This is a genomic window from Blastococcus colisei (assembly GCF_006717095.1).
Classification (GTDB): domain Bacteria; phylum Actinomycetota; class Actinomycetes; order Mycobacteriales; family Geodermatophilaceae; genus Blastococcus_B; species Blastococcus_B colisei.
In genome coordinates this window covers 3254560-3280271 of sequence record NZ_VFQE01000001.1, presented here as the reverse complement: position 1 = coordinate 3280271, position 25712 = coordinate 3254560, and the positions used below count along the sequence as shown (strand labels likewise).

The window sequence follows — 25712 nt, the reverse complement described above, 5'->3', positions numbered from 1 at the left end:
CGACGGCCGGCCGGCGGTGGTCGAGGTCCGGCTCATCGGGAGCGCCGTGGGTTCGGAGGACGAGCTGCTGCGCCTGGCCGCGTCGGCGGAGGCCGCCAGCGAGCACCCGGTCGGCCGGGCGATCGTCCGCGAGGCCGTCGGCCGCGGAGTCCCGCTGGCCCAGGCATCCGGCTTCCGGGCGCACGTCGGGTCCGGCGTGTCGGCGACCGTGGGGGGCGGGTCGTGGAGGTGCGGGCGCCGGGGGATGACCTCGACGCCGAGTCGGCCGCCGCCATCGACGCTCTCCGGGCCCAGGGGCGGACCGTGGTCGTGGTCGCCGTGGGCGGCCGACCCGCCGGGGCGCTGGGCCTGTCCGACCGGGTGCGCCCGGAGGCGCGCCGGCGTCGCCGCCCTGCGCGGACTGCTGCCCGGCGAGCCCGTGCTGCTGACCGGCGACAACGAGCAGGCGGCCCGCACGGTGGCCGCCCAGGTGCATCCGCGACCTCCGGGCGGGCCTGCTGCCGCACCACAAGGTCGAGGCCGTCCGGGCCCTGCAGGCCGGCGGTCATCGCGTCCTGGTGGTCGGGGACGGCGTGAACGACGCCCCGGCGTTGGCCGGCGCGGACGTGGGTCTGGCCATGGGCGGCGTCGGATCGGACCTGGCGCTCGACAGCGCCGACGTCGTCGTCGTCCGCGACGACCTGTCCGCGGTGCCCGCGGTCGTGGCGCTCTCCCGCCGTGCGCGTCGGGTGGTGCTGCAGAACCTCCTCATCGCCGGCGTCCTCATCGGCGTGCTCGTCGTCTGGGGCCTGGTAGGCACGCTGCCCCTGCCGCTCGCGGTCGCCGGCCACGAGGGGTCGACGGTGCTCGTGGCCCTCAACGGCCTACGGCTGCTGCGCGCCTCGGCATGGCGAACGAAGCACAGTTGACCGCGGAAGCTGCCGGTGGTCGTGCCACTTGTGATCCGGCATCCGCTCAGCGGCACTGGCCTCACCGGACTGAGGTTCCTCGGCATCGGGTGCCGGTGCCGAGTCGCTGGAGTGCGGGCCGCACGCTCGCTGATGCGGCCGTCTTGCTGGGGCGGAACACGCTGGGTGGTCGCCGTGCCGGCGCTCGGCCTGAGCGCTCTGGGGACCGTGGCGAGTGTCGTCCGCAGGGAGCGCTGAGGCCGGGTCGCCGCGTGGGGGACCCCGCCTCGAGCGGCGCGGGAACAGCTCAGCGGCCTCTCGTCGGATAGGGGAGCAGGGCCATCTCGCGGGCGTTCTTGATGGCCCGCGCCACCTGGCGTTGCTGCTGCGGGTCCAGGCCGGTCACCCGCCGGGAGCGGATCTTGCCGCGGTCGGAGACGAAGGTGCGTAGCAGGTGCACGTCCGCATAGCTGACCGGCCCCTCCAGTCGGCGCTTCCGAAGCGGTCTGGGGCTACCGCGCTCGGCGCTCACCAGCTGGACTTCCGGATGCCGGGCAACTCGCCGTCGTGGGCCATCTGCCGGAATCGGACCCGGGAGAGGCCGAACTTCCGGAGGTGCCCGCGTGGCCGGCCGTCGGCGACGTCCCGGTTGCGCAGCCGGGTGGGGCTGGCGTCGCGCGGCAGCTTCTGGAGGGCCGCCTGGGCGGCGGCCCGCTCCTCAGCCGTGGCCGCGGTGCGAACGGCCTCCTTGAGTTCTGCCCGCCGCTCGGCATGGCGGCCGACGATCTCGCGGCGCCGGTCGTTCATGACGATCTTCGACTTCTTGGCCATCTCAGCGCTCCTCCCGGAACTCGACGTGTCGGCGGATGATCGGGTCGTACTTGCGCAGCACGAGCCGATCGGGATCGTTGCGCCGGTTCTTGCGGGTGACGTAGGTGTAGCCGGTTCCCGCGGTCGACTTGAGCCGGACGATCGGGCGGATGTCGGTCGCGCGCGCCATCAGCTCGACCGCCCCGGGCCCAGGCGGCGGCGCACGTCGGGATCGGTGGCGCGCAGTCGCGCCACGACGGCCTCGATGCCCTGGGCGTCGATGGTCTTGATGCCCTTGGCCGAGACGGTCAGCCGGATCCACCGGTTCTCGCCCGGCAGGAAGTACCGCTTGCGCTGCAGGTTGGGGTCGAAGCGGCGGCTGGTGCGCCGGTGGGAGTGGCTCACCGTCTTGCCGAACCTGGGCCTGCGTCCGGTGACCTCGCAGTAGGTCGCCATGCTGTTCTGCCTCCTCGGTGGTCGATGAGACAGGACCTTATCTAAGAACGATTCTCAGTATGAGTTAGGGTCGGAGTCATGAGCACCTCCGCCCTGCGTACCCCGCTCGTCCTGGTGGCCGGTGTCGACCGTGCGGCGGTCGCCCGCGCCGCGACCGCCCTCTTCGGTGACCTCCCCGGTGCCGTTCTGGTGCACCACGACGTCCGGGAGCTCGGACAGGGAGTCGTGGTCCGCACCGTGCACATGCACGCCGCCGACGGCGTCCGTGCCGAAACCACCGCGGTCGAGCTGGCGCACGGATGCCTCAGCTGCACCCTCCGCCTCGACCTGCTGCCGCTCCTGGTCGACCTCGCGCACCGGGCGGACGTCTCCCGCGTAGTCCTCCAGCTGGACCCCACGCTGGAGCCCGAGCACCTGTGCTGGGCCATCGACAACCTCCTCCTCGACGACACCCCACGGGCGGCCGCTACGGGCCGGGCGGAGCCGGCCGCCGCTTTCGTCGAGGTCGAGGCGGTGGTCGCCACCGTCGACGCCCGCACCTGGCTGGACGACGCCACGGGTGCCGACGTCCTGGCCGACCGAGGCCTCGCGGCAACGCCTGACGACGACCGCACGCTGGCCCAGCTCGCCGTCGGCCAGGTGGCGATAGCCGACGTCGTGCTCCTCGCCGGCCGTCCCGACGACGCCTGGTCGGCGGTCCGTCTGGCTGCCGTCCTCGACCGCCTCGTGCCCGACGCCGCGCGCGCCGACCTGGACCGCTGGCGACCGGCCGAGGTCCTGGCGGGACTCGGCCCGGAAGGGCGGTGGAGCCGGTGCTTCACCGCCCACGAGCCGCTGCTGCGCGGCGCCCCGCCGCTCGGCGAGGACGCCGGGGTCTGCCTGGTCCGCTTCCGTGCACGCCGCCCGTTCCACCCGGAGCGGCTGCACGACGCCCTCGACGTCCTGCTCGACGGGGTGGTCTGCAGCCGTGGGCGGTTCTGGCTGGCCAGCCGGCAGGACTCCGCGCTGTGGCTCGAATCGGCCGGCGCCGGGTTGCGCCTCGGTGACGCCGGCCCGTGGCTGGCCACCTACGGCGACGACCCGCAGCGCTGGGTGGACGTGGACCCCCAACGGCAGGTGTCCGCAGCGCTCCGGTGGGACGCCGAGCACGGCGACCGCGACGTGGAGATCGTCGTGCTGGTCCACCAGCAGATCCCCGGCGCGGTCATCGCGGCGCTCGACGCGGCGCTGCTCACCGACGAGGAGTACGCGCTCGGACCCGACGCCTGGGCGGAGCTTCCCGATCCCTTCGGCGCCTGGCACGAGGAGCCCTGCGAGGCCGGCACGCCCGCCGACGACGACAGCACGCACGTCACCTACCGAGAGGACCGTTCCTGATGCGCCCCGGCATCCACCCCGAGTACCGCACCGTCGTGTTCCGCGACGCGGCCAGCGGCGCCCTGTACCGCACGCGATCCACGGTCGCCGCGACGCAGACCATCGACCTCGACGGCGAGACGCTGCCGCTCGTCGTCGTCGACATTTCCGCCGCCTCGCACCCGTTCTGGACCGGCAACCAGCGGGTGCTCGACACCGCCGGACGGGTCGAGCGGTTCAACCAGCGGTACGGCACCCGGACCGCGCGATCGAGGAAGGGCTGATCATGGCGGTTCCCAAGCGGAGGACGTCCCGGGCCCGCACTCGCTCCCGGCGGGCGCAGTGGAAGGCGCAGCCGGTGCAGCTCACCCGGGTGATCGTCGACGGCAAGCCCATGCTGGTGCCGTTGCGGCTGAGGAAGGCCGCCGAGCGCGGCTTGCTGCGGTGAGCCGCCGCTCGCGGCCGGCGGCCGCCACGGCGCACGCCGGCGGCGCGGGCGGCCCGCTCGTCGCGGTGTGCCAGGGGCGACGCTGCTCCGCGCTGCGGGAGCTGGCCGGCGGGCAGGCCGCCGTGCCGGAGCTGCGGGACGCCGTCGGAGGCACACGGGGTGCCGTGCTCGTGACTCTGGACTGCCCGGGCGCGTGCGCGCTGGCGGCCGTGGCCGCCGTTGCTCATTGGGACGGCGGCGAGGGCGGGGCGGGTCGGGCGGTCTGGCTCAGCGGGGTCGACGACCGCGGCCGGGCCGGCGCGCTCGTCGAGTGGGTGCGCGCCGGTGGCCCGCCGCCGCGGCTGCGCCCCGACCTGGCCGTGCCCCCGGCGCTGGCCGACGCGGTCGTCGGGGTCGGGCCGCCGCCTCGGCTGGCGGACGGGCGGCGGCCTCCCGTTGACGGCTGATTGCGGTCAGCCGGTTCAGCGCGGCGTGGCGCACGTCGCGCAGGTGCCGAAGACTTCCAGATGGTGCGCCACGTCGGCGAAGCCGTGCTCGGCGGCGATCTTCGCGGCCCAGCGTTCGACCGGGGGATCGGCGACCTCCACGGTCCTGCCGCAGGACCGGCACACCAGGTGATGGTGGTGCGCGGGGGAGCAGCTCCGGTAGGCGGCTTCGCCGTCGTCGCTGCGCAGGACGTCGACCTGTCCGTCGTCGACCAGCGACTGCAGGGTGCGGTACACCGTCGCCAGGCCGACGCCCTCGCCGCGTTCGCGCAGCAGCGCGTGGAGGTCCTGTGCGGTGCGGAAGTCGTCGAGCTCGTCCAGCAGTCCGACCAGGGCGGTGCGCTGCCGGGTCACCCGGCGAGGAGCGGGATCGGGCCCGTCGACCGCGGTCATGGCGCCCTCCGTCCCGTGGGCGACGCGGTCACCTGCCGGTCGCCGTGCTCGTCGTAGTGCACGCCGCCGCGGGTGGTATGCGGTGCGTGCAGGTGACCATCATGGTCGTAGTCGACGTGGTCGTCGTGCGGTACCCCCGCGTGTCCGCAGCCGGAGCCGTGCTCATGCGGATGGGCCGCGTGGATCCTCGTGCGGCGCCGGTGCCGGCGGTGCCTCAGCGCGTCGCGCAGGCTGACGCCGGCGGTCACCACCAGGAACAGCCCGATGGCGAGCAGCACGATCGTGCCTCCGGACGGCGTTCCGGTGTAGTAGGACGCCGTGGTGCCCGAGAGGCTGACCAGCAGACCGACGCCGCAGGCCAGCAGGACGGCCTGGCGGAAGCTCCGGGCCACCAGCTGGGCGATGGCGCTCGGCACGATCATGAGCGCGCTGATGAGCAGCAGGCCGACCACGCGCATGGACAGCACCACGGTGGCGGCCACCAGAGCGGCCAGCACGATGTTGAGCGCGAGCACCGGCAGGCCGACGGCCCGCGCGTACTCCTCGTCGTCGCTAACGGCGTACAACCGCTGCCCGAGCAGCCACATCACGCCGATGACGACGACCGTGATGACGGCGAAGGCCGCCACGTCCTGCGGGCTGGTGGTGGTGATCGCCCCGAAGAGATAGGCGTCCAGGTTGGTCGACTGCCCGCGAGGCGCCAGGCTCAGCAGGACGACGCCGCCGGCGATGCCGCCGTAGAACAGGACGGCGAGGGCCACGTCACCGCTGGTCCGCCCGCGCGCGCGGACCAGCTCGATGAGCACGGCGCCCAGCACGGCGGCGACGAGCGCGGACGCGACCGGTGCGGTGGCGGTGAGGACGCCGACGGCGACGCCGGTGACCGCCATGTGCCCGAGACCGTCGCCGAGCAGTGACAGGCGCCGCTGCACCAGAAAGATGCCGACAGCCGGCGCGGCCAGCCCGACCATCAGCGAGGCCAGCAGGGCGCGCTGCATGAAGCCGTACTCGAGAACCTCCACGTCAGTACTCCCGTCCCGAGGCGCGCAAGCGGAGGTGCTCGGGCTCCAAATAGTCACCGGCCGGTCCCGTCGGCGGATGGTGGTGATCACTGCTGGCGAAGCCGTCGGCTCCAGCGAGCGGGCCGTCGTAGCTGATCCGCCCGTGATCGGCCACGACGGCGCGGGTGAGGACGTCAGCCAGGGCCCCGGGCTCGTGGGTCACGACGACCAGTGTCGTCCCCGTGGCGGCGACCCGGGCCAGCACAGCTGCCAGGGTCGCCTGACTGGCCGCGTCGACGCCGGCGGTGGGCTCGTCCATGACGAGCAGTTCGGGCTCGGCGGCCAGTGCCCGAGCAACGAGGACGCGGCGCTGTTGACCTCCGGAGAGCGAGGCGACCGGGTCGCGGAGCCGGTCGGCGAGGCCGACGGCCGCCACGGCGTTGGCCACGGCGGCGCGGTCGGCCGCGCCCGGCCGGCGCAACACGCCCAGCCGCGCCAGCCGGCCCACGCTGACCACCTCGCGCACGGTGGCCGGGACGGCCCCGGTGACGGTGTGCCGTTGCGGCACATAGCCGATGGCTCGGCGCACCCTAGCGTGCCCGACCGGATGACCCAGCACGCGCACCTCGCCGCCGAGCACGGCGGCGAGACCGAGCAGACCCCGGACGAGCGTGGTCTTGCCCGAGCCGTTGGACCCGAGCACGGCCACCGCCTCGCCACGGGCCACGGTCAGATCGACGTCCTTCACGACCGGCACGTCGCCGTAGCCGATGCTCGCGCCGCGGAGCCGGAACGCGTCACCGACCGCCGGCTCCGCGGCCCGGGTGGAGCTCATGCGCAGGACTGGCCTTCGCGCAGGGTCTCCAGGTTGGCCCGCATGACCTCGAGGTAGTCGTCGCCCGCGGACTCGTCGGTCAGCCCCTCCAGGGGGTCCAGCACGGCGGTCCCGACCCCGGCCTCGGCGGCGACCGTCTCGGCCACGGCCGGGTCGACCAGCGTCTCGGTGTACACGGTGGTCGCGCCTCGCTCCTGCACGAGCTCGGCGATCTCGGCCATCTGTGCGGGGCTCGGCTCCTCGGAGGGGTCCAGTCCGCTGATGCCAACCACCTCGAACCCGTACCGGTCGGCGAGGTAACCGAAGGCATCGTGGGAGGTGACGAGCGTGTTGATCGCGCAGCCCGACAACGCCTCCTGCATTTCGCCGTCGAGCTCCTCGAGGTCGGCGCGCAGCGCGACCGCGTTCTCCGCGTAGGCGGCGGCGTTGTCGGGGTCCAGCTCGCCCATGCGCTCGGCCAGGGCGTCGCCGACGTCGGCCAGACGCGTCGGGTCGAGCCAGAAGTGCGGATCGACGATCTCGCCCTCGTCGGCGTGCTCCTCCTCCTCGTCGGCGTGCTGGTCCTCGGCGCCGTGACCGTCCTCGTCCTCCTCGGCGGTGAGCGTCAGGCTCGCTGCCTGGCCGGCATCCCACGCCGCCTCACGTGCCTCGCTCTCGGCGGCTTCGTCCAGGGCCGGCTGGAACCCTTCGATGTAGACGAGCAGGTCGGCCTCCGAGACCGCGGCGACGTCCTGCGGGGTCAGCTCGAGGTCGTGCGCCTCCGCTCCAGCCGGGGTGAGCGATGAGACCGATGCCAGGTCCCCCCCGACCCGGCTCGCAGCCCACTCCAGGGGGTAGAACCCGGCGAGGACGGTGAGGCCCTCGCCCGAGGTGGCGGCGTTCTCCGGGGAGCCCCCGCCGCCCCCGCATCCCGCGATCAGCAGAGTCGCTGCGGACCCGGCCGCCAGGGTGGTCCATCGTGCCGTGCGAAGAGTCATGGGAATCATTCTCGCACGTCCCTAGCCGACCCTCGCGGTAGGTCAGATGATTTCGAGAATCATTCTTGACTACGCTGTCCGTCATGATTTCCCCTCCCAACGCCGCGCGGCGCCCTGACCGCCTGCCACCGGACGTCGTCGGCCGTCTGCGCCACTGGGTGCGCACCTGCCTGCGCCTGGACGACGAGGTGGTCGTCAGCGTCGCCCAGCTCGCCTGCCCGGACGCCGGCTGCGCACCGGTCGAGACGGTTCTCGCGGTCCTCACCCCGAAAACCACCGTGCATCGGACCATCCCGCTGCCGGCTGACCGCATCACGGTGGCCGACGTGCAGGCGGCCTTCGCCATCCCGGTGTCCTCCGGCCTCGACAGGAGTGCCTCATGACCTCACCGTCCACCGTCCCGGTGACCGTTCTCACCGGGTTCCTCGGCTCGGGCAAGACGACCTTGCTCAACCGCATCCTCACCGAGCAGCACGGACAGCGGATCGCCGTCATCGAGAACGAGTTCGGCGAGATCGGCATCGACGACGCGCTGGTCATCGACGCCGAGGAGGAGGTGTTCGAGATGAACAACGGGTGCATCTGCTGCACGGTGCGGGGTGACCTCATCCGCATTCTCGGCACCCTGATGCGGCGCAGAGAGAAGTTCGACCGCATCCTCATCGAGACCACCGGACTGGCCGACCCCGCCCCCGTGGCGCAAACCTTCTTCATGGACGACGAGATCGGCAGCCAGCTGCGTCTCGACGGCATCGTCACCCTCGTCGACGCCGCCCATCTGCTGCCCCACCTCGACGACGAGAAGCCCGACGGTGTCGAGAACGAGGCGGTCGAGCAGATCGCCTTCGCCGATCGCATCGTGCTGAACAAGACCGACCTGGTCGACGGAGCGCAGCTGGCCGAGGTGCGTCGCCGGGTCCGCGAGATCAACGCGCTCGCCGAGATCCACGAGGCGGTCCAGGCCGACGTCGACCTCGCCGCCGTGCTCGACGTCGGCGGCTTCGACCTCTCCCGCGCGCTCGACCTCGACCCGGCCTTCCTCGAGGAGGGGGAGCACCAGCACGACACGTCGGTCGGCAGCGTCGGCATCGAGCTCCCTGGCGAGCTGGAGATCGAGAAGCTCAACGCCTGGCTCGGCGAGTTGCTGGCGACCAAGGGCGCCGACATCTTCCGCAGCAAGGGGATCCTCGCCGTCCGCGGCATGCCCGAGCGCTACGTCTTCCAGGGCGTGCACATGCTCTTCGACGGCACGCAGGGCGTCCCGTGGGGTGGCGAGGACAAGGTCAGCAAGGCGGTCTTCATCGGCCGGAACCTGGACCGTGCCGCGCTCGAAGCCGGCCTGCGCGGCTGCCTGGCACAGCCGGTGCCGGCGTGACCAGCCCGACGAAGGAGGCCACCGCCTGGCGGGCGCAGGTCGAGGAGTCGATCAGCGTCGTCGGCTGGTCGGCCGACGACGCGCGGATCGCCGTGGCCGACCTCGGGGGGCAGGTCACCCTGCTCGACGGCCGCGACGGCGTCGTCCTGGACCCCGGCCCCCGCCACGACGGCGGGGCGTTCGCGCTCGCCTGGCAACCCGGCGGATCGGTCCTGGCCACCGGCGGCGCCGACGGCCGCGTGGCCCTGCTCGGCACCGACCGCACTGTGCCGACGTACGTCGACGTCGGCGGCTGGGTGCAGGCGCTGGCCTGGTCGCGCTCCGGCGGCCACCTGGCCGTCGGGGCCGGCCGCAGCCTGGTGCTGCTCGCCGCCGACGGTGCCCTCGTGGCGCGCTGGGACGCCCAGCCCAGCACGGTCACCGACGTGGTCTGGAGCCGCGACGGCAACCGGGTCGGCGCCGCGGCCTACGGCGGGTTGCGCTGGTACGCAGCCGCGAGACCGGCGGCCGACCCGGTACGGGTGTTCGACTGGAAGGGCTCGCTCCTCCTGGCCCGCGTCAGCCCGGACGGGCGCTGGGTGGCGTCGGGCAACCAGGACGCCAGCGTGCACGTCTGGCGGCTGTGGTCGGGCGAGGACGCCGAGATGACCGGGTACCCCGAGAAGGTCGACATCCTCGCCTTCGACCGCACCAGCCGGTGGATGGCCAACGGGGGCACGAACGAGGTCCACCTGTGGGACTTCTCCGGCCCCGGGCCCATGGGGCGGGCCCCCCGGCGACTGCCCGGGCACGACGCGCAGCTGAGTGCGCTCGCCTGGCAACCCACCGGCGACCTGCTGGCCTCCGCCGGCCGGGACGGCGGCGTCGCGGTGTGGGCGCCCGGGACGCCGGCACGCCGCACGCCGCGGCTGCGACTGGACGCGCGGTCACGGGTGACGTCCCTGGCCTGGAGCCCCGACGGGACGCGGGTGGCCGCCGCCACCGTCGACGGTGCGCTGCTAGCGGTGACGCCGTCCTGACCGCGCCGTCGACCCCGGAGGTGCTCATCGTCGGCGCCGGGCCACACGGGCTCACCGCCGCCTGCTATCTCCTCGCCGCCGATCCGGCGCTGGCGGGGCGGATCGCGGTCGCCGATCCGCGGCCCTGGCTGGCGGCATGGCAGGCGCAGTTCGCCCGGCTCGAGCTGACCGCTCTTCGATCGGCCTGCGTGCACCACCCGGACCCGCAGCCGTACGCGATGCTGCACTGGGCCCAGGCGCGGGGACGCTCACCGGAGCTCACCGGGACCGTGGGGACGCCCACGGCCGGGCTGTTCGCCGACTTCTGCCGGTGGCTGGTCCTCCGCCACGGCCTCGCCGCCGCCCGCGTCCCGGCGTCGGTCACCGGCCTCCACCCCCGCGACGACGGTCGGATCGACGTCGTGCTCGGCGCTCGCCGGCTGCGCGCCGGCTCGGTCGTGCTGGCCACCGGGGGTGCTTCGGTGTGCGAGCCGGCGCCGGCCGGCGACGCGGGCCAGATCGGCCGGCACAGCGAGACGGTCCAACCCGCCGAGGTCCGGGCCGGTCAGGTCGTGGTCGTGGTCGGCGCTGGCTTGACCGCGGGGCATCTCGCGCTGCGCGCCGCCGCGCGCGGCGCGCGTGTCCACCTCGTCGTCCGCGCGCCGCTGCGCGCCCGGACGATGGACGTCGAGGCCGGGTGGCTGGGTGCCGACCTGCTGCGCTTCGCGGCCCTGCCTGCGTCGGCCCGCGCCCAGGAGGTCCGGCGTGCCCGGCCGGGAACGGTGCCCGCGGGCGTGCGCCACGCCCTGCTCTCCGACCCCCGCATTGACGTGCACCTCGGCGCCGTCACGGACGCGACCGCCTGCGGCCGCGTCCGGCTCGACGACGGCCGGGAGGTCGCCGCCGACCACCTCTGGTGGGCGACCGGCTACTCCTACGCGGTGGACGGGGACCCGCTGACCGCCGCCCTCGCCGCCGAGGTGCCCGTGGCGACGGTGGCCGGTCTGCCACTGCTCGGTACCGACCTGGCCTGGGGAGCGACGCGGGTGCACCTGAGCGGCGGCCTGGCCGCGCTGCAGATCGGACCGGCGGCCCGCGGCCTCGCCGGCGCACGGATGGCGGCTGAGCGCTACGCGGAGGCGATCACCGGCGTCGAGCCTCCGCGCCGGCAGTACCCGACGCCGAGTTCGTCACCGGATCACAGGCGTCTGCGGTGATCCAGCCGCCGTTCCCGCCCTTGGGGGCCGCTTCGCGAGGGGCAGGAGTCGGGCGTCCGGACTGGCGGATCAGGCTGCGGCCTTTATGTGGAGCCGCGGCGGCGGGAGCGACAAGCTCGAAGAGGCGCCGTCCGGGACCGCGGCGGCTCACCCGGCGGGTTGCTGTGTGGTGATCCGGATGGCCGGTGCCGTGTCGGCGGTGGGGGTGCAGCAGGCGTCGCCGTCCCCATCGTCGCCGTCGCACCGCGGCGGGAAGTCCTCGCCGTCCTGGCCCGGTGGCGTCGGCGCGCAGCATCCGTTGCCGCGCCACGCTGCCACGCCTTCCCGGACCGCGACCGCGGCGATGACGAGCCCGGCGATCGGGTCGGCCCAGCCCCACCCCAGGGTCGCGTTCAGGATCAGACCGACCAACAGCACCGCGGAAAGATAGGTGCACAGCAGCGTCTGGATCGCGTCGGCGACCACCGCGTGGGACCCGAGCGCCCGGCCGGTGCGTCGCTGCGCCCAGGACAGGAACGGCATGATCACCAAGGAGGCGATCGCCAGACCGATCCCGAGCGGCGAGGGCTCCGGTTCGCTTCGGAACAGCAGGGCGCGGACCGACTCGAAGACCACGTAGCCGGCCAAGGCGAAGAACGCGAACGCCATCAGCCGCAGCGCCCGACGCTCCCGGGTCTCCGGCAGCCGGTGGCCGAACTGCCAGAGGATGATCAGACCGCTGGACACCTCCACGACCGAGTCCAGGCCGAAACCGATGAGCGCGACCGATCCCGCGGCGATGCCCGCAGCGACAGCGATGACCGCCTCGACGATGTTGTAGGCCACCGAGGCTCCGGCCAGCATGCGGGCCCGCCGCCCGAGCCGCGTGCGCTCCGCGGAGGTCAGCGGGGGACTGGTGTGAGTCCGGGTGCCGCTCACTGCGTCGCCGCCTCGCCATAGGCGGGGCAGAGTGCGACGGCATCACCGGTTGTCGCGAGCAATCGCTCGGCAGCGGCCAGCACGTCGAGCAGTTCCGGCGCGGTGGCGAGCGACCACATCGACGCCCGCCCCTGCGGCCGGGACGTGACCAGGCCGCAGTCGCGAAGGCACGCCAGGTGTGCCGACACCGTCGACTGAGCCAGACCCAGGTGGGCTGTCAGGTCGACGACCCGGTGCTCGCCCAACGCCAGGTGGCGCAGGATCGCCAGGCGGGCCGGATCGCCCAGGCTGCGGAACATGCACGCCGCGGCGGACAGTGCCGCGGCCTCACTGATCTGCGGCTCCAAAGTCGTCCCCGACCGCCGCACTCCCATCGTCACATGGCGATGATAGCGCTCAGAGTCAGATCTGCCGTGGTGCGGCGGCGTTCTTCAGGTGGTGGATGGTGACGAGATAGCTCCCGCAGAAGCGTCGAGGCTTGCCGAGTCGGACGATAGGTGCCCGCGGGGGCCGAGCCTTGTTCGGGCGAACACTGCACGGCCCCCGGCGGGTCAGCGGGTGGTGACGGTGAATGCGCGCGTGACCACGCCTGTGCGGTCGGTGTCGGCGAACGCGTGGCTCTCGTCCGTCCACACGACCACACCTCGGTCGCGGACCACGGTGACCGCCGGCTGCTGCTGGTTGTTGGCCGTCGCCGTGTTGACCGGGAGGTCGCCGCCGATGGGCTCGCCGTCGCCGGGCAGTGCCCGGCCGCGGATGCCGAGCCAGATCGGGTCGTCCTTGCGACTGGAGTCCTCCCACACGACCATCCAGCCGCCGTCCCCGGTGGCCGCCACGCGTGGCTTCTGCTGGTTCCCTACCGTGGTTGTGTTGAGGACCCGCTCGGTATCCGGCGAGCTTAGGTCTGCGGCGAAGGTGCGCCCGATCACGGCCGAGCCGGCGCCGTCCCGCCCGGTGTTGCCGTCCTCCCAGGCCGCGGCGACGCGCCCCGAGCGCAGCGTGGTCAGCGAGGGCCGCGACTGGGCGCCGGGCGTGACCTCGTTGAGTGGGACATCGGGCGCGAGCGGCGTGCCGTCGACGGTGAAGGACCGGCCCGCGATCCCGGAGACGGACGTGTCCGTGGTGAGCGACGCGTCGGTCCAGGCGGCTGCGAACCCGCCGCGTACCGGGGTGACTGCCGGCCGGGACTGGCGGCCGGTCATCACCTCGTTGAGCCGAATCTCGCCCGTGATGGGCGTCCCGTCGAACTGCAGCACGCGGGCCTTGGCGTCCCAGTCGTTCCGGTCCGCCTCCTGGGACCCGGTCCACGCTGCGACGTAGCGGTTGCCCGGCAGCGCGGCGACCGCCGGCGCGAACTGGACGCTGGTGGCCTGCTCGCTGAGCAGCACCGGATCGCCCGCGAGGAGGCCGTCGGCACCGACCCGCTGGGCCCACACCTCGTTCAGGTTGCCCGGGACCACGCCGAGGTGCACCACCACGAAGTCGCCGTTGTCCAAGGCGGTCACAGCGGGGTAGAGCCGGTTGCCGCCGTCACCGTGGGCCACCTCGAAGTCCTCGCCCATGGGGCTGCCACTTCTGTCGAGCAGGCGGGCCCGCACGACGACGTGCCCCGCGTCAGCTCCGTGCGAGTGCCCGGTCGCGAGCTCGCTGGTATCGGTCCAGGCGACCAGCGTCAGCCCGGAGGCATTGGTGGCCACCGCAGGGAAGTACTGGTCACCGGCCGTGGTGGTGTTGACCAGGACCTCACTTCCTTGAGGGAGCACCGCCGGCTCGCTGCCCCGCGCATGCGCAGGACCGATGACCCCGAGTGTTCCGAGAGAGGCAACGGTGCACGCCGCGGCGAGGCGCAGTGCACGATGCTTACCGATAATGATACGCGTTTTCATGAGGCCACCATAGCGTCTCTCTTGGTGACCCCCGTTTGCCCTACTCGTTACCGTCGCCGACACCAGCCCTGAGAGTCGTGACGAGCCGAAGCCCCTCCGACGTGCGCCCCGGGCGTCACCGCCTGGCCGGTGAGCGCAGGGATGGCGTGGTGCACCGCCACCTCGTGCGAAGGCGCCAAGCGAGGAGCGTGAGATCCCGCTCGCCTTCGCCGACGCCGCGGTCCGGCGCGCTGCTGTTCGATAGGAGTTGCTATGGGAGCGCGGCGTGAGTCGAGCGCGGGGGGATTGCGCCAGGGAAACACGAGCCCCGTGACCGCCACCCTGCGGGGAGGATCACGGCATGCGGTGCGTCAGCATCCGGCCGGGGTCGCCCCAGCGACCGCCGCCTCGTCCCGGTGGCCGCACGAGACGGCTCGGAATCGTTGCCCTCATGCTCGTGGCATCGGTCGTCGGCGGTCTGTCGGCGGACATCGTCACCGCTCCGCCCGCTGCAGCGCACGCCACTTTGGTCGCCACGACGCCGGGGGAGTCTGCGCGGCTCGCGGCCGCCCCCCGCGAGGTGACGCTGCAGTTCTCGGAGGGCGTGTCACTCGGTGCTGGATTCGTGCGGGTGCTGAGCGTCGAGGGCCGACGGCTGGACGCCGATGCAGCCACCGTGGACGGCGCCGTCATCACGGTTCCCATGCGGGACGACGTGCCCGAGGGGAGCTACGTCGTCACCTATCGGGTGGTCTCCGCGGACGCGCACCCGATCTCCGGCGGGTACGCCTTCGTCGTCGGCGACGGCGAGCTGGTGTCCGCGGTAGAGGCGGCGGCCGGCCAGGACACCGACCCGCTGGTGGCCGCCCTGCTCCCTCTGGCTCGCTGGCTCGGCTTCACCGGCGTCGCGTTGGCGATCGGGGTGCCGGTGTTCCTGCTCGTGTGCTGGCCGAGTGGTTGGGCCGTGCCGCGGATGCAGAGGCTGACCTCGGTCGGGCTGACGGGCATCGTCGTCGGGGGAGCCGCCACCTTCCTGCTGCAGGGCCCGTACACGGCAGGCACCGGGCTGGGCTCCGTGTTCGACCCGTTGCTGTTGGAGGCCACGGCCGCGTCCCTGTTCGGCGTGGCCGTGATCGCCCGGGTGGTCGTGGCGGTGATGCTCGCCATGCTGCTCCAGTTGGCGTGGGACTGGGGAGAAGCGCCGTCAGCTCCGGTGGTCGCGAGCTTCGCGTTCATGGCCAGCGAGGTGGTCGCTACGACGGCCGCGGCTGGGCATCCTGCCGCTGGTCCGTTACCCGGACTCGCCGTCGCCGTCGCCGCCGTTCACGTCGCCGCGATGGCCGTGTGGCTCGGGGGACTCATCGCACTGCTGGTCGGCGTCCTCCGGACCGGCGCCGCCGTGCACGACCTCCACAGCGTGCTCCCAAGGTTCTCCGTCCTGGCCTTCGGGGCCGTCGTCGCGCTGGCCCTCACGGGTCTTGTTCAGGCGGTGCGTGAGGTCGGCGCCCTGTCCGCCCTGGTGTCGACGACCTACGGCCGGCTGCTGATGGCCAAGCTGGTCGTGGTCCTCTGCCTGCTCGGGGTCGCCGGCGTCTCCAGGGCCTGGGTGCAGCGGCATCTCGGCACGGCCCGACGGCGTCCGCCCAGTCGTCGGGTCACAGCGCACGCCTTCGCCGCGGTCGGCGGCGAGGCGGTCGGCGACGAGGTGCCGGACCCGCAGGTCGATGTGCCCGCCACGGCGGGGGTCGACGACATCCGGTCCCTCTGCGGCTCAGTGCTGCTGGAGGTCGCGATCGGGGCCGTCGTCCTCGTCGCCTCGGCCTTCCTGGTCGGCACGCCGCCGGCCCGATCGGCGCTCTCGCAAGCCGTTGACGTGACCGTGCCGCTGCAGTCGGACGCCGGCGCCACGACCGGCTCGGTCCGGATCTCGGTCGCCCCCGCCGAACCCGGTCAGAACGCACTGGACGTCTACCTCTTCGATGAGGTCGGAGGACTCGTGCAACCGCGGGGGATCCGAGTCACGCTCACCGAGGCCGAGCAGGAGGTCGGCCCGCTCGATGTCGAGCTGGTCCGCCGTGGCCCCGGACACCTCGCGGGCAGCGGCTTCTCCATCCCCGGTCCGGGCACCTGGGCGCTCACGGTAATCGTCCGGCTGGACGAGTTCACCGCCGCGAGCGCCAGCACGGACATCCGGGTTCGCTAGGCAGAGGCGTCGTGGCCATGCGGCGCGCCCGCCCGAGGCCCTCGGCCCCCCGCCACGGTGCGTGGGACGCTCACTCGCGGACGGCGGCACACTAACGAGACGCAGGAGGCGGTCTGTGCGAAGAGGACAGACCGACGGCCGCTCCGCAGACGTACAGCGGGTAGCCGGGGGCCGGCCCCCACTTCCGCCCCGATCCTCGACTGGTGCTCCCAGCGGCCCCCTCGTGGCCCGGCTCGACCTGCGGGAGAGCCCCCGTCTGCGGGAATCGAATTCTCGGGAGGGTCGGGTCCGCCGCTTCGCCCGGCAGTACGGCTGGCGCGCCTATGCCATCCCCCTGCTCATCGTCGCCACGGTTGCCGTCCTGGTCGATGTGGCGTTCCGCGACGCGGCGGTGCGCTCGCCCACCGGTGAGGGCGCGGCGGAGGCGGTGCCAGCCGTCACGCTGCCTCTCCTGGAGGAGACCCCGTTGCCTACCGCCCCGGCCGAGGGAGAGGTCGGGCCCAGCCTGCCGCCGCAGGTCGCCGGCCTGGAGACCTACGTCGAGCAGGGCGCCGGCAGCCTCGCCGTCGTCGACGGCGCCTCAGCGGTCTACGGGACCGGCCCCCTGCAGCGCTTCGTCGTGGAGGTCGAGGACGGCATCGGGGTCGACGGTGTGACGTTCGCGCAGGCTGTGGAGGGGACGCTCGCCGACCCACGGTCGTGGGGTAACGGTGGCCGGATGTCCTTCCAGCGCGTCGGGGCGGCCGAGGCGACGGCGGGGCAGTACGACTTCCGGGTGAGTCTGGTCAGCCCCGGGAGCATGGAGACGTACTGCCCGGGCGTCGGGACCGGCGGATACACCTCCTGCCGGTACGGCGAGCGGGCTGTCATCAACCTGGCCCGCTGGGCGACCGCCGTCCCGGACTACGAGGGCGACGTCGCCACCTACCGCCACTACGTCGTGAACCACGAGGTCGGTCATGCAATCGGGAATCGGGAGCACCCGCCGTGCCCCGGCCCCGGTCAGCTCGCGCCGGTGATGCAGCAGCAGACGCTGGGCCTGAACGGGTGCGCGAAGAACCCCTGGCCCTATCCCTGACCGGCCCCGGGCGATCTCTGCAGCGACGGCCTTCCGTCGTCGGCGCCCGACGCGTCGGGCTGGTCCTGCCAGTCCCACCCCGCCAGCTCCAGGGCGGCCAGATCAGCGAGTCGGCTCTGCCTGGCAAGGAGCGATGACGGATCACCCTCTTCCACGACGCGGCCGTGGGCGACCACGAGCACGTGATCGGCGTCCCGGGCAGTCGCCAGCCGATGGGCGACCGTGAGCACGGCTGTGCCGCCGGGAAGGACCCGGTCGCGCAGCGCGTCCCGGAAGGCCGCGTCGCCGGCACCGTCGACGACGGAGGTGGGCTCGTCGAGGAGCAGCACGGCGGGCTCGGTCACCAGGGCTCGGCTCAGGGCGAGCAGCTGGCGCTGGCCCGCGGACAGCTGGACGCCACAGCCACGGCCGGTGTCCGACAGCACGGTGTCGTACCGGTCCGGCAGAGCCTCGATGAACGAGTCCGCGCCGGAGATGCGAGCGGCTCCGCGGACCTGCTCGGCGGTCAGCTCGGGATCGCCGAGGGTGATGTTGTCGGCGACAGTGCCGCTGAACAGGGCGACGGTCTGCGGGACGTACCCGAGCAGAGCCCGGCGGGTGCCGTCGTCCATCCCGGTGGGATCGCCGCCGGCGAGGGCTACCCGCCCGCTCCACGGCGCGTGCAGTCCCGCCAGCAGCGAGAGGATGCTCGACTTGCCCGCGCCGGTGCGCCCCACGATCGCGACGTGCTGACCCGCGGAGACGGTCAGGCTGATCCCGTGCAGGACCGGCCGGCCGGGCAGGTAGCCGAAGCTGACGTCCTCCACCTCGATGACCGGCCGAGTGCGGGGGCACGCTGCGCCGGGCGCGCTCGGGGCCGCAGCCGCCGGCGGGCTCCCGCCTACGGCGAGATCGGCCGGACCGGTGGGGCCGCCGGCGTCGGTGGGCAGCTCGAGGACGGCGAAGACGCGTTCGGCCCCGGCGAGTGCCCCCTGCACGGTCTGCCACTCGTCGCCGAGGTTGACCAGCGGGGTGAAGAAGCGGGCGAACAGGAGCACGAACGCGGTCAGCGTGCCGACCGTGACGCCGAATGCGCCGAGGGCGTCCCGCCCGCCCAGCCACAGCAGCAGTGCGGTCACGACCGCGGCGAGCACTCCGAGCACGGGCGCGTAGAAGGCGTTGAACAGCACGGAGCGGTTGCCCGCCTGCAGCCAGGTCCGCAGTGCGCGGCGGACCCGGTCGGCGAAGCTGAGCTGGCGTCCGAAGGCGCGGATGACCTCGACACCGGACAGGTCCTCTGCGAGCCGGGCGTTCACCGCGCCGACCGCGATCCGGGTGGCGCGCTCGGCGTCCCGGACACGGCGGCGCAGCACGTTCGTGACGAGCAGCAGCGGCGGGATGACCAGGGCGGCCGCAGCCGCCAGGATCGGGCTGAGCACGGTCATGGCCACGGCCAAGGTGAGCAGTCGGACGACCTGGCCGAGGAGTCCGGCGACCGAGGAGGAGAACAGGTCGTCGATGGCGTCGATGTCGGCGGTCGTCCGGGAGATCGAGTCCCCGACGGGGGTGCGGTCGTGATAGCCGGTGGGGAGAGCGAGCAGGTGGGAGAACAGCCGCGTCCGGAGCACGGCGAGGCTGCGTTGCGCGACGGTGGCCGCGAGATAGCCGTATCCGGCACTGAGCGCGGCGACCGCGGTCGCCGCGGCTAGGTAGACCGCGGCGGCGGTGCCCAGCTCCCGAACGTTGCCTCGGACCAGGCTGTGGTCGATGACGTGGCGCACCACCAGGGGCGGCACGAGTTCCACGACGGCGGCGGCGAGCACCAGCACTCCGACGGCCAGCAGCCGCGCCCGCCAGGGCGAGACCAGAGACCCCAGGTGGCGGCTCAGCCGAACCGGCGGGGGCCGGCCGACGATGCGGGCGGTCACTGGTCGACCCCGGGAGGGGGCCCGGCCATCACCGGCGTCTGCCTGGCGTGCCGCTGGGCCTGGAAGATCCGCGCGTAGAGGCCCCCGCTGCCCAGCAGGGCCTCGTGGCTGCCCTGCTCGGCGACCTGGCCAGCGTCGAGCACCACCACGAGTTCGGCGCAGGGAAAGGAGGCCAGGCGGGTGGAGAACAGCAGCACCGTGGCGCGGTGCTCGGCCGGCGCGTCGGGGCCGACCGCGGCGCGCAGTGCGCCGATGATGCGGACCTCGGTCTGCAGGTCCAGGGCGGAGAACGGGTCGTCCAACACCAGCAACCGGGGACGGAGCGCCGGTGCGGCCAGGCTGCGGGCCAGGGCGATCCGCTGCCGTTGCCCACCGGACACCTGCACGCCCAGCTCTCCGATGCCGGTGCAGGCCCCGGCCGGCATGGCGGCAACCTCCTCCTTCAGCGCGGCGACGGTCAGGGCCTCGTCGAGCCGGGCGCGGTCGGCGGGTTGCCCGGGGTCGTGCAGCAGCACGTTGTCGGCGACGGTTCCGGAGAACACCGGATGGCCCTGCGGGAGGTAGCCGACGGAGTCGCGGTTCCTCGGCGGCCAGGCGTGCGGTTCTACGCCGTCCACCGTCACCTGCCCGGTGCCGGGCGGATACAGACCCGCCACCAGGCGGGCCAGCGCCGACTTGCCCGATCCGACCGAGCCGGTCACCGCGACAAGGGCGCCCGGTGGGATGTCCAGGGTGACGTCGCGCAGCGCCGGCGTGCCGGCTCCGGGATAGGCGAAGGTCACGCGTCGCAGGCTCACCTCGGCCGGCCCGGCGCGGGGCGAGGGCACAGGGAGTCGGGGCGTGGGTGGGTCGTCGTCGGGCATCCCCGCGATCCGGTCGGTGAGCCAGCTGGCCCGCCGGGGCTCCGCGGCGAGCGGCGGTGGGGTGGCCAGCAGCGGCGCGAGCCGGGTGTAGGCGACTCCGGCCGCCTGCACCCGGTTGACCATCTGCGGGATCCGGAAGGCCCGGCCGGTGAACCGGCCGAAGAGCCCCAGTAGGGCGACCAGGTCGCCGACGCTGAGCTCCCCGGCGATGACCCGCCCGCCGCCGACCCCGATGATGGCCAGGACGCCGCTGGTGACCAGCAGCGTGTAGACCGGCGCCAAGACGGCTTCGAGGCGGGCCGCGGCGAGCTCGGCGTCCGCCTGCTCGACGGCGAGTGCGCGGAGCCGCGCTGCGTAGGCGCCACCCCGGCCCGACGCACGCAGTGCCCGCAGACCGGTCAGCCCCTCCTGGGCGAACGTCGTCACCGCGGCGTTCGCTTCCCGGGCCCGCAGCGTGCGACGGCTGACCCTCGCGCCGACCGCCTTCGCCAGTGCCAGCGCGATCGGGACGGGCGCGAGCGCCAGCAGGCCCAGGCTGGGGTCGTAGATCAGCATGGCGACCGCGAGGGCGAGCGAGAACAGCAGCGTGTCCCAGGTCTCCACGATCACCTCGCCGACGCCGCGACCCAGCACCTCGACGTCGCCGACGACGCGGCCCATGACCTCGCCGACCGAGGTCCGGTGCAGCCGGTCGGCCGGCCAGGACAGCACCCCGCGGACGGCGTCGGCCCGCACGTTGGCCTTGATCCGGTTTCGGCAGACGCCGAGCCAGTAGCGCTTCCCGATCCTGGGGATCTCGGTGGCCAGGGTTCCGGCGATCAGGAGGAGGACGGCGCGGGTCACCGCGCCGCCGTTCACCGCACCTCGGTCGTGGGCCAGCACGGTGTCCACGGCGTGGCCGAGCAGTACGGCGGGCAGCACGACCGCGGTGTTCATCAGCAGGCCGCACAGCGATCCGATGGTGAGCAGCCCCGCGACCTGGCGGGCGTAGGGGCGCATGCCCCGCCACAGCGACGGAGCCGCCGTCCTGCGGGGCTCGTGCACAGCCACGGCGGCTCGGCTCACACCTGCCCGAGCCGGTCGGTCAGGTCGGCAGCCGCCCTGTGTGCGTGCGCCGACGAGCCGGCCAGCGCGGCCAGGTCCGCGTAGATCATCGCTGCCGTCCAGACCGCGTCCCACTCGGCGCTCGGGGCTGCCCCCTGCAGGTAGTGCTCGCGCAGCGCGAGTCGGTCGTGCGGGTCCGGCCACGACCGGAGGTCCAGCGCGGGGTGGGATGCGTAGGCGTCACCGAAGTCGATCAGCCCCGTGAACCGGCCGGCCGGGTCGGTGAACGCGTGCGTGGGACCCGGGTTGGAGTGCAGCGCCACGGGCGGCTGGTCCAGGTGCCGGGGGAGCGCCGCCAGCGCCCTCTCCGCGACGTGACCGGGAGACACGTCGAGCGGCCACCGGTCCGGCCGGCTCGTCAGGTTCTCGACGAGGTCGGCGAAGTTGGGCTCCAACCGCTCCCGAAGCCCGGCCGCGCCCTCCGCGACCGGCAGCACCCCGGCCGTCCGGAGGCCGCCGGCGTCGAGGGCGTGCACGACCCGCAGCACCCCGGCCAGCTCGCGCAGCAGCTCACGCCGCGTCGGGGGCGGCAGCGAGGTGCGCCCCACGGCCCGCCCGGGGATCCGGCTCATGACGATGAACTCGACCCAGCCGACGTCGGTCTCCACGCAGTCGTAGCCGTACACCCGCGGGATCCGGCCGGCCAGCGCACCCGCCAGCGCGGTCAGCAGCGCGGCTTCCTTCGCCAGGCTCGTGCGCGGCCGCAGCCGGTGCGGCCGCTGCGTCTTGACCACCACACCGCCGTGGCCGCGTGCCGGCGCCGGTCCCCGCCCGTCACGTGCCGCCCCGTTGAGCAGGTAGACGCGGGCCTCACCGCCCGACTCGTCCACCTCCACCGTCGCGTCCCCATCGAGTACGAGGTCGTCGGGGAGATGGCCTCGGCCCAGCTCCGCCACGAGCGCGGCAGGCAGCACCGGGTCCGGCGCGTCCGGCTGGCTGTACACATCGGCGCGCCCCATCAGCACTCATCCCCAATCAGTAGAGGTAGACGTCCACCAGCAGGGCAACCGCCCCAGCGGCCAGCGCAAGGTTCGCGACTTCTGGTGCGGGCTGCTTGCGCATGGCCCGTAGGCCAGGACCAGCGCGGTCAGCGCGAACGCGGCCACACCGCTGCCGGGGTCCTGCCGACTGATCGGGAACAGCCGGAACGGAAGGTCGGTGAAGAACTGCGACGCATGGGTGGCACGCAGGACGAACTGCCAAGCGAGCACCGCGACGGACGCTACGACGACGGCCGTGAGGACCAGCTCGAGGCGGCGCCATCGGGGCACCAGCACGGTGAGTACGGCCACGCCGACGGCCGTCAACGCGACGCCGTACAGGATCTGCGCGTAGGTGAGCATCGTCGTGCCGGCGGTGGCTAGGCGACCGGTAGTCCCGTGAGCCCGGCCAGAAGACCGAGAACGGCGCAGACGCCCAGGGTTCGCAGCACCGACCACTTGACCCTGAGCAGCAGGACGGCGGCCACGACGGCGATCGCGACGGCGACGGGCCGCAGCGTGGTCAGGTCGGGCAGCTCGAACGCCAGGGGGCCGCTGTCGACGTCGACGGTGTCGGAGAACAGCGTGTGGACGGCGAAGTAGACGCCCAGGTTGGCGATGACGCCGACGACGGCGGCGGTGATGCCGGTCAGCGCCGCGGACAGCGACCGGTTGCCGCGCAGCCGCTCCATGTACGGCGCGCCGAGCAGAACGAACAGGAAGCTCGGCACGAACGTCACCCAGGTGACCAGCAGCGAAGCCAGGACGGCGGCCACCCACGGGTCGAGGTCGCCGGGGTTGCGGTAGGCGCCGAGGAAGGCGACGAACTGCACCACCATGATCAGCGGGCCTGGCGTCGTCTCGGCCAGCGCCAGGCCGCGGACCATCTCGCGCGGGGCCAACCAGCCGTAGACCTCGACGGCCTGCTGGGCGACGTAGGCCAACACCGCGTAGGCGCCGCCGAACGTCACCACGGCGGCACCCGAGAAGAACAGGCCCTGCTCGGTGAAGACGCTGCCCGCGCCGGTCAGCAGCGCGACCGCCGCGATCGGCACGCCCCACACGAGCAGCCCGACGAGCAGCACCTTGAGCGTGCGGCGGGTGGTGGGAGCCTCGTGGTGCAGCACGTCGTCGGAGATCACCGGCGGCGGACCCTCGTCCGGACCGTCGGATGCCTTCTTGTCGGGGAGCGCGGACGGCAACCACCGGCCGAGTGCCCAGCCGGCCACCCCGGCGAGGGCAACGACCACCGGGAAGGGCACGCCGAAAAGCGCCAGCGCGACGAACGAGGCGACCGCGAGGACGACCAATGCTCGACTGTCCAGCGCCTTCTTGGCCACGCGGATGACGGCCTGCACGACGATGGCCAGCACGGCCGCGCCGAGCCCGGCGAACACGGCGGTGATCGCGGTCGTGGTGCCGAAGGCGACGTAGATCGCCGAGAGCGCCAGCAGCGCGACCATTCCGGGGAGAACGAACAGGCCGCCGGCGACGAGTCCACCGCGGGTCCCATGCAGCAACCAGCCCACGTAGGTCGCGAGCTGTTGGGCCTCGGGGCCGGGCAGCAGCGTGCAGTAGTTGAGGGCATGCAGGAAGCGGCGCTGGCCGATCCAGCGCTTCTCGTCGACCAGGGAGCGCTGCATGACAGCGATCTGGCCGGCCGGACCGCCGAAGGTCTGCAGCGAGATGGCGAACCAGGCACGCACCGCGGTGCCGAAGGGCACCACCGTCTGCTCGTGCGGTCGCACCACCGAGGGTTCGGGTTCCGAGACTTCGGCCGGCGCTGAGCGGCCGGGGTCCTGCTCGGGGCGGGCGTCGCGGTTCATGGGCTTCCCCGGATTCAGGCCGGCTCGCGGCCGAGCAGCAGGCGGCGGCGGTGGTACTCGTAGAGCCCGTCGAAGATCGGGCCGGAGACCGCCAGGGTGTGCTCGTCGGTGCCGGTCATCGACAATCCGCGCAGGATGACGTCCAGGCCGGCGGCCTCGGGGGCGTCGAAGCGCTCGTCCTCGAGGTCCGCCTCGTGGACGGCCTCGGCGATCCGCCAGAGCACCGGGTCGGTCAAGTCGCGGCGGCGCAGGATCGTCTCGAAGGAGCAGTCACCGCCGTGGTGGCCGAGGTCGACCCCGCGCATGTCGAACGGGATCGCGTCGGCCGGCACCTGGGTCGGGTCGGCGACGAAGAGGAACTCGGCCCCCGAATCGAGGAAGCGCCGGATCAGCCAGGCGCAGGCGGCACGATCGATGTGCACGCCGATCCGGGTCGCCCACTTCACGGTGCCGGCTCCGACGCGAGGGCGGCCGGATCGCCATGCTCTACGTCCGCCACTGCAGCCGCGAGATCGCGCATGGCCGCGGCGGCCAGCTCGCGCTCCAGCGGCGGGAAGAAGTCCCGCCGGTTCACTGCTCGCCACTCGGTCCGCAACCGGCGCAGCGCCCGGACCCGGTCGGGCTGGTCCGCGTCGGCTGCCGCGCGGCATGCCTCGGCCAGGGCTCGGTACTCCTGAGCCCGGGCGGCCGCCATCCCGGCCGCCAGTTCTCGCTCCTGCTCCGCGGTGGCCGGCCGCGCGACCCAGAGTCCCGCGGTCCCGTCGGCCTCCTGCACGTCCCCGGCCAGCCACTCCAACTGCTCCCGCGTCCGGGCGTCTGCCGGCAGCGCGACCAGGCCGTCGGCCAGCTGGGCCACGCCCAGCCGCTTCAACCGCCGCCACAGCGTGGTCCGTGGCCCGGACGGCTCGCGCGGCAACCGGTAGGAGAGCAGCACCCATTCGCCGGCACCGGGCGGACGGGACGACCTATCAGACACATGACGATGCAACCACGGTTGCAGCATCTCGTCCAGCCCCCACTTGCTGCCGCGAGGCAGGGCCGTCGGTCTGTCGCGTCCGTGTCGCTGTCGGGAGGCCCCAATCGGCCGTCGACGGTCCTACAGTGCTGCATGGGGCGCCTGCCGCGTGAGGCCGAGATGAGTGACCACCAGAGCCATGAGGAGGTCGCCGCCTGCCTGTCGCCGGAGGGGCCAACCTTGGTGGTGGCGCTGTGGCTGAGAGCCGTCTTCGAGCTGGCGCGGTGGGACCGAGCCGCGGCACAGTGCACGCCGGAACTACGCCTCGCTGTCGCACAGGCATTCGTGCATCGAGGGCTCGAGAGCGGCATCCTGCCGCAGGGTTGCAGCTCCGACGTGGCAGATGCCCTCGCGGCGGGCGACACCGCGCAGGCTCAGTGGCCGCTGTTCGAGCGCTCGGTGCTGGCACATCTGGCCGGCTATGACGTCGGGCGTACCGGGCGCTTCTCGGTCGGCAGCCGACCGCGGGTGCTGGACGCCCGACACGAGCTCGTCGTGGTCGTGCCGTCCGCGGCCCTCACCGGGCCCGAGACCCACATCTCCGGCGTCGGGCCGGCTAAGGAGCTGAACTCGGCGTCGGCGTCGGCTCTTCCGTGCTGGCCGCTCGCGGTCCGGCGAGCACCGCTCCTCAGCCCCGGATGGCTCGTCGCCGGCTGGCGCGGACGGCAGCTTCCCCAACCCGGCTGGCCGCCGGTGTTGTGACCTCGATGTGAGG

At 73.4% G+C, this 25712-nt stretch carries 30 protein-coding genes; 12 read left to right on the top strand and 18 right to left on the bottom strand.

The window, feature by feature from the left end; genetic code table 11:
* Window positions 1-473: 473 nt before the first annotated feature.
* Window positions 474-908 carry an HAD-IC family P-type ATPase gene (locus tag FHU33_RS25465; protein WP_211355265.1) on the top strand — a complete coding sequence of 145 codons (435 nt, stop codon included), beginning with the start codon at window positions 474-476 and terminating at the stop codon, window positions 906-908.
* 286 nt (window positions 909-1194) lie between these two features.
* On the opposite strand, the gene rpsR is transcribed toward FHU33_RS25465, so the two are convergent.
* Genes rpsR through rpmB form a run of 4 tightly spaced genes read right to left on the bottom strand, consistent with a single transcriptional unit; the run spans window position 1195 to window position 2153 of the window.
* Window positions 1195-1419 (bottom strand): 30S ribosomal protein S18, encoded by a 225-nt coding sequence (gene rpsR / locus FHU33_RS15635; protein WP_425456773.1) that lies wholly within the window; start codon window positions 1417-1419, stop codon window positions 1195-1197.
* Window positions 1416-1718 (bottom strand): 30S ribosomal protein S14, encoded by a 303-nt coding sequence (gene rpsN, locus FHU33_RS15630; RefSeq protein WP_142026159.1) that lies wholly within the window; start codon window positions 1716-1718, stop codon window positions 1416-1418. Before rpsN ends, rpsR begins: the two co-directional genes overlap by 4 nt.
* A gap of 1 nt (window position 1719) precedes the next feature.
* Window positions 1720-1887, bottom strand: a complete 168-nt coding sequence (gene rpmG, locus FHU33_RS15625) for a 50S ribosomal protein L33 (protein WP_142026158.1) — start codon at window positions 1885-1887, stop codon at window positions 1720-1722.
* A complete protein-coding gene (gene rpmB, locus FHU33_RS15620; RefSeq protein ID WP_142026157.1) occupies window positions 1887-2153 on the bottom strand; it encodes a 50S ribosomal protein L28 in 267 nt (88 codons plus the stop codon). The genes rpmG and rpmB overlap by 1 nt, the downstream gene beginning before the upstream one ends.
* A gap of 78 nt (window positions 2154-2231) precedes the next feature.
* Between rpmB and mrf the strand changes: the two genes are divergently transcribed.
* Genes mrf through FHU33_RS15600 form a run of 4 tightly spaced genes read left to right on the top strand, consistent with a single transcriptional unit; the run spans window position 2232 to window position 4403 of the window.
* Window positions 2232-3530 (top strand): ribosome hibernation factor-recruiting GTPase MRF, encoded by a 1299-nt coding sequence (mrf, locus tag FHU33_RS15615; protein WP_142026156.1) that lies wholly within the window; start codon window positions 2232-2234, stop codon window positions 3528-3530.
* Window positions 3530-3793 (top strand): type B 50S ribosomal protein L31, encoded by a 264-nt coding sequence (locus FHU33_RS15610; RefSeq protein ID WP_142026155.1) that lies wholly within the window; start codon window positions 3530-3532, stop codon window positions 3791-3793. Before mrf ends, FHU33_RS15610 begins: the two co-directional genes overlap by 1 nt.
* 2 nt (window positions 3794-3795) lie before the next feature.
* Window positions 3796-3957 carry a 50S ribosomal protein L32 gene (gene rpmF / locus FHU33_RS15605; RefSeq protein ID WP_142026154.1) on the top strand — a complete coding sequence of 54 codons (162 nt, stop codon included), beginning with the start codon at window positions 3796-3798 and terminating at the stop codon, window positions 3955-3957.
* Window positions 3954-4403: a hypothetical protein gene (locus FHU33_RS15600; RefSeq protein WP_142026153.1), complete on the top strand. Its 450-nt coding sequence runs from the start codon at window positions 3954-3956 to the stop codon at window positions 4401-4403. Before rpmF ends, FHU33_RS15600 begins: the two co-directional genes overlap by 4 nt.
* Before the next feature lie 15 nt (window positions 4404-4418).
* Here FHU33_RS15600 and FHU33_RS15595 read toward each other — a convergent pair whose 3' ends face one another.
* From FHU33_RS15595 to FHU33_RS15580, 4 genes are read right to left on the bottom strand one after another with little or no spacing between them, the layout of a single operon-like run.
* Window positions 4419-4835 (bottom strand): Fur family transcriptional regulator, encoded by a 417-nt coding sequence (locus FHU33_RS15595; RefSeq protein ID WP_142026152.1) that lies wholly within the window; start codon window positions 4833-4835, stop codon window positions 4419-4421.
* A complete protein-coding gene (locus tag FHU33_RS15590) occupies window positions 4832-5857 on the bottom strand; it encodes a metal ABC transporter permease (protein ID WP_142026151.1) in 1026 nt (341 codons plus the stop codon). The genes FHU33_RS15595 and FHU33_RS15590 overlap by 4 nt, the downstream gene beginning before the upstream one ends.
* A 1-nt stretch (window position 5858) precedes the next feature.
* Window positions 5859-6671 (bottom strand): metal ABC transporter ATP-binding protein, encoded by an 813-nt coding sequence (locus FHU33_RS15585; protein ID WP_142026150.1) that lies wholly within the window; start codon window positions 6669-6671, stop codon window positions 5859-5861.
* Entirely contained in the window at window positions 6668-7648 is a 981-nt protein-coding gene (locus tag FHU33_RS15580; protein ID WP_142026149.1) for a metal ABC transporter substrate-binding protein, read from the bottom strand. Before FHU33_RS15580 ends, FHU33_RS15585 begins: the two co-directional genes overlap by 4 nt.
* 83 nt (window positions 7649-7731) lie before the next feature.
* Here FHU33_RS15580 and FHU33_RS15575 point away from each other — a divergent pair, with 83 nt between their 5' ends.
* Genes FHU33_RS15575 through FHU33_RS15560 form a run of 4 tightly spaced genes read left to right on the top strand, consistent with a single transcriptional unit; the run spans window position 7732 to window position 11238 of the window.
* Window positions 7732-8031 (top strand): hypothetical protein, encoded by a 300-nt coding sequence (locus tag FHU33_RS15575; RefSeq protein WP_142026148.1) that lies wholly within the window; start codon window positions 7732-7734, stop codon window positions 8029-8031.
* Window positions 8028-9023 carry a CobW family GTP-binding protein gene (locus tag FHU33_RS15570; protein WP_142026147.1) on the top strand — a complete coding sequence of 332 codons (996 nt, stop codon included), beginning with the start codon at window positions 8028-8030 and terminating at the stop codon, window positions 9021-9023. The genes FHU33_RS15575 and FHU33_RS15570 overlap by 4 nt, the downstream gene beginning before the upstream one ends.
* Window positions 9020-10042, top strand: coding sequence for a WD40 repeat domain-containing protein (locus FHU33_RS15565; protein WP_142026146.1), 1023 nt, complete (start codon window positions 9020-9022; stop codon window positions 10040-10042). The genes FHU33_RS15570 and FHU33_RS15565 overlap by 4 nt, the downstream gene beginning before the upstream one ends.
* A gap of 20 nt (window positions 10043-10062) precedes the next feature.
* On the top strand, window positions 10063-11238 hold the full coding sequence (locus FHU33_RS15560; protein ID WP_170182475.1) for an FAD/NAD(P)-binding protein: 1176 nt from the start codon (window positions 10063-10065) through the stop codon (window positions 11236-11238).
* Between the two features lie 147 nt (window positions 11239-11385).
* Here FHU33_RS15560 and FHU33_RS15555 read toward each other — a convergent pair whose 3' ends face one another.
* From FHU33_RS15555 to FHU33_RS15545, 3 genes are all read right to left on the bottom strand, one after another.
* Window positions 11386-12156, bottom strand: coding sequence for a cation diffusion facilitator family transporter (locus tag FHU33_RS15555; RefSeq protein ID WP_246063683.1), 771 nt, complete (start codon window positions 12154-12156; stop codon window positions 11386-11388).
* Entirely contained in the window at window positions 12153-12455 is a 303-nt protein-coding gene (locus FHU33_RS15550; protein ID WP_425456788.1) for an ArsR/SmtB family transcription factor, read from the bottom strand. Before FHU33_RS15550 ends, FHU33_RS15555 begins: the two co-directional genes overlap by 4 nt.
* A 252-nt stretch (window positions 12456-12707) precedes the next feature.
* Window positions 12708-13919 (bottom strand): hypothetical protein, encoded by a 1212-nt coding sequence (locus tag FHU33_RS15545; RefSeq protein WP_142026144.1) that lies wholly within the window; start codon window positions 13917-13919, stop codon window positions 12708-12710.
* A 553-nt stretch (window positions 13920-14472) separates the two neighbouring features.
* On the opposite strand from FHU33_RS15545, the gene FHU33_RS15540 reads away from it, so the two are divergent.
* Window positions 14473-16224 carry a copper resistance CopC/CopD family protein gene (locus FHU33_RS15540; RefSeq protein ID WP_246063682.1) on the top strand — a complete coding sequence of 584 codons (1752 nt, stop codon included), beginning with the start codon at window positions 14473-14475 and terminating at the stop codon, window positions 16222-16224.
* A 223-nt stretch (window positions 16225-16447) separates the two neighbouring features.
* Entirely contained in the window at window positions 16448-17302 is an 855-nt protein-coding gene (locus FHU33_RS15535) for a DUF3152 domain-containing protein (RefSeq protein ID WP_142026142.1), read from the top strand.
* Here the strand turns inward: FHU33_RS15535 and FHU33_RS15530 are convergent.
* Genes FHU33_RS15530 through FHU33_RS15500 form a run of 7 tightly spaced genes read right to left on the bottom strand, consistent with a single transcriptional unit; the run spans window position 17293 to window position 24958 of the window.
* Complete coding sequence (locus tag FHU33_RS15530) at window positions 17293-19209, bottom strand: ABC transporter ATP-binding protein (protein WP_142026141.1); 1917 nt, start codon at window positions 19207-19209, stop codon at window positions 17293-17295. The genes FHU33_RS15535 and FHU33_RS15530 overlap by 10 nt on opposite strands.
* Complete coding sequence (locus FHU33_RS15525; RefSeq protein WP_211355147.1) at window positions 19206-21122, bottom strand: ABC transporter ATP-binding protein; 1917 nt, start codon at window positions 21120-21122, stop codon at window positions 19206-19208. The genes FHU33_RS15530 and FHU33_RS15525 overlap by 4 nt, the downstream gene beginning before the upstream one ends.
* A gap of 11 nt (window positions 21123-21133) precedes the next feature.
* A complete protein-coding gene (locus tag FHU33_RS15520) occupies window positions 21134-22135 on the bottom strand; it encodes an aminoglycoside phosphotransferase family protein (RefSeq protein ID WP_142026140.1) in 1002 nt (333 codons plus the stop codon).
* 6 nt (window positions 22136-22141) lie between these two features.
* Window positions 22142-22519: a hypothetical protein gene (locus FHU33_RS15515; RefSeq protein WP_142026139.1), complete on the bottom strand. Its 378-nt coding sequence runs from the start codon at window positions 22517-22519 to the stop codon at window positions 22142-22144.
* Between the two features lie 17 nt (window positions 22520-22536).
* Complete coding sequence (gene chrA, locus FHU33_RS15510) at window positions 22537-23982, bottom strand: chromate efflux transporter (RefSeq protein ID WP_142026138.1); 1446 nt, start codon at window positions 23980-23982, stop codon at window positions 22537-22539.
* Window positions 23983-23996: 14 nt separating this feature from the next.
* Window positions 23997-24428 carry a chromate resistance protein ChrB domain-containing protein gene (locus FHU33_RS15505; RefSeq protein WP_142026137.1) on the bottom strand — a complete coding sequence of 144 codons (432 nt, stop codon included), beginning with the start codon at window positions 24426-24428 and terminating at the stop codon, window positions 23997-23999.
* Entirely contained in the window at window positions 24425-24958 is a 534-nt protein-coding gene (locus FHU33_RS15500; RefSeq protein ID WP_246063680.1) for a Chromate resistance protein ChrB, read from the bottom strand. Before FHU33_RS15500 ends, FHU33_RS15505 begins: the two co-directional genes overlap by 4 nt.
* 159 nt (window positions 24959-25117) lie before the next feature.
* On the opposite strand from FHU33_RS15500, the gene FHU33_RS15495 reads away from it, so the two are divergent.
* Entirely contained in the window at window positions 25118-25699 is a 582-nt protein-coding gene (locus FHU33_RS15495; RefSeq protein ID WP_142026135.1) for a hypothetical protein, read from the top strand.
* The last annotated feature ends 13 nt before the right edge of the window (window positions 25700-25712 follow it).

Bases quoted from the DNA above. Each gene is read 5' to 3' on its own strand.
- FHU33_RS15585 (WP_142026150.1), bottom strand. From the start codon at position 6,671: ATGAGCTCCACCCGGGCCGCGGAGCCGGCGGTCGGTGACGCGTTCCGG.
- chrA (WP_142026138.1), bottom strand. From the start codon at position 23,982: ATGAACCGCGACGCCCGCCCCGAGCAGGACCCCGGCCGCTCAGCGCCG.
- rpmB (WP_142026157.1), bottom strand. From the start codon at position 2,153: ATGGCGACCTACTGCGAGGTCACCGGACGCAGGCCCAGGTTCGGCAAG.
- mrf (WP_142026156.1), top strand. From the start codon at position 2,232: ATGAGCACCTCCGCCCTGCGTACCCCGCTCGTCCTGGTGGCCGGTGTC.
- rpmG (WP_142026158.1), bottom strand. From the start codon at position 1,887: ATGGCGCGCGCGACCGACATCCGCCCGATCGTCCGGCTCAAGTCGACC.
- FHU33_RS15610 (WP_142026155.1), top strand. From the start codon at position 3,530: ATGCGCCCCGGCATCCACCCCGAGTACCGCACCGTCGTGTTCCGCGAC.
- FHU33_RS15550 (WP_425456788.1), bottom strand. From the start codon at position 12,455: ATGTTCCGCAGCCTGGGCGATCCGGCCCGCCTGGCGATCCTGCGCCAC.
- FHU33_RS15580 (WP_142026149.1), bottom strand. From the start codon at position 7,648: ATGACTCTTCGCACGGCACGATGGACCACCCTGGCGGCCGGGTCCGCA.
- FHU33_RS15575 (WP_142026148.1), top strand. From the start codon at position 7,732: ATGATTTCCCCTCCCAACGCCGCGCGGCGCCCTGACCGCCTGCCACCG.
- FHU33_RS15520 (WP_142026140.1), bottom strand. From the start codon at position 22,135: ATGGGGCGCGCCGATGTGTACAGCCAGCCGGACGCGCCGGACCCGGTG.
- FHU33_RS15540 (WP_246063682.1), top strand. From the start codon at position 14,473: ATGCTCGTGGCATCGGTCGTCGGCGGTCTGTCGGCGGACATCGTCACC.
- FHU33_RS15570 (WP_142026147.1), top strand. From the start codon at position 8,028: ATGACCTCACCGTCCACCGTCCCGGTGACCGTTCTCACCGGGTTCCTC.
- FHU33_RS15515 (WP_142026139.1), bottom strand. From the start codon at position 22,519: ATGCTCACCTACGCGCAGATCCTGTACGGCGTCGCGTTGACGGCCGTC.
- rpmF (WP_142026154.1), top strand. From the start codon at position 3,796: ATGGCGGTTCCCAAGCGGAGGACGTCCCGGGCCCGCACTCGCTCCCGG.
- FHU33_RS15595 (WP_142026152.1), bottom strand. From the start codon at position 4,835: ATGACCGCGGTCGACGGGCCCGATCCCGCTCCTCGCCGGGTGACCCGG.
- FHU33_RS15495 (WP_142026135.1), top strand. From the start codon at position 25,118: ATGAGTGACCACCAGAGCCATGAGGAGGTCGCCGCCTGCCTGTCGCCG.
- rpsN (WP_142026159.1), bottom strand. From the start codon at position 1,718: ATGGCCAAGAAGTCGAAGATCGTCATGAACGACCGGCGCCGCGAGATC.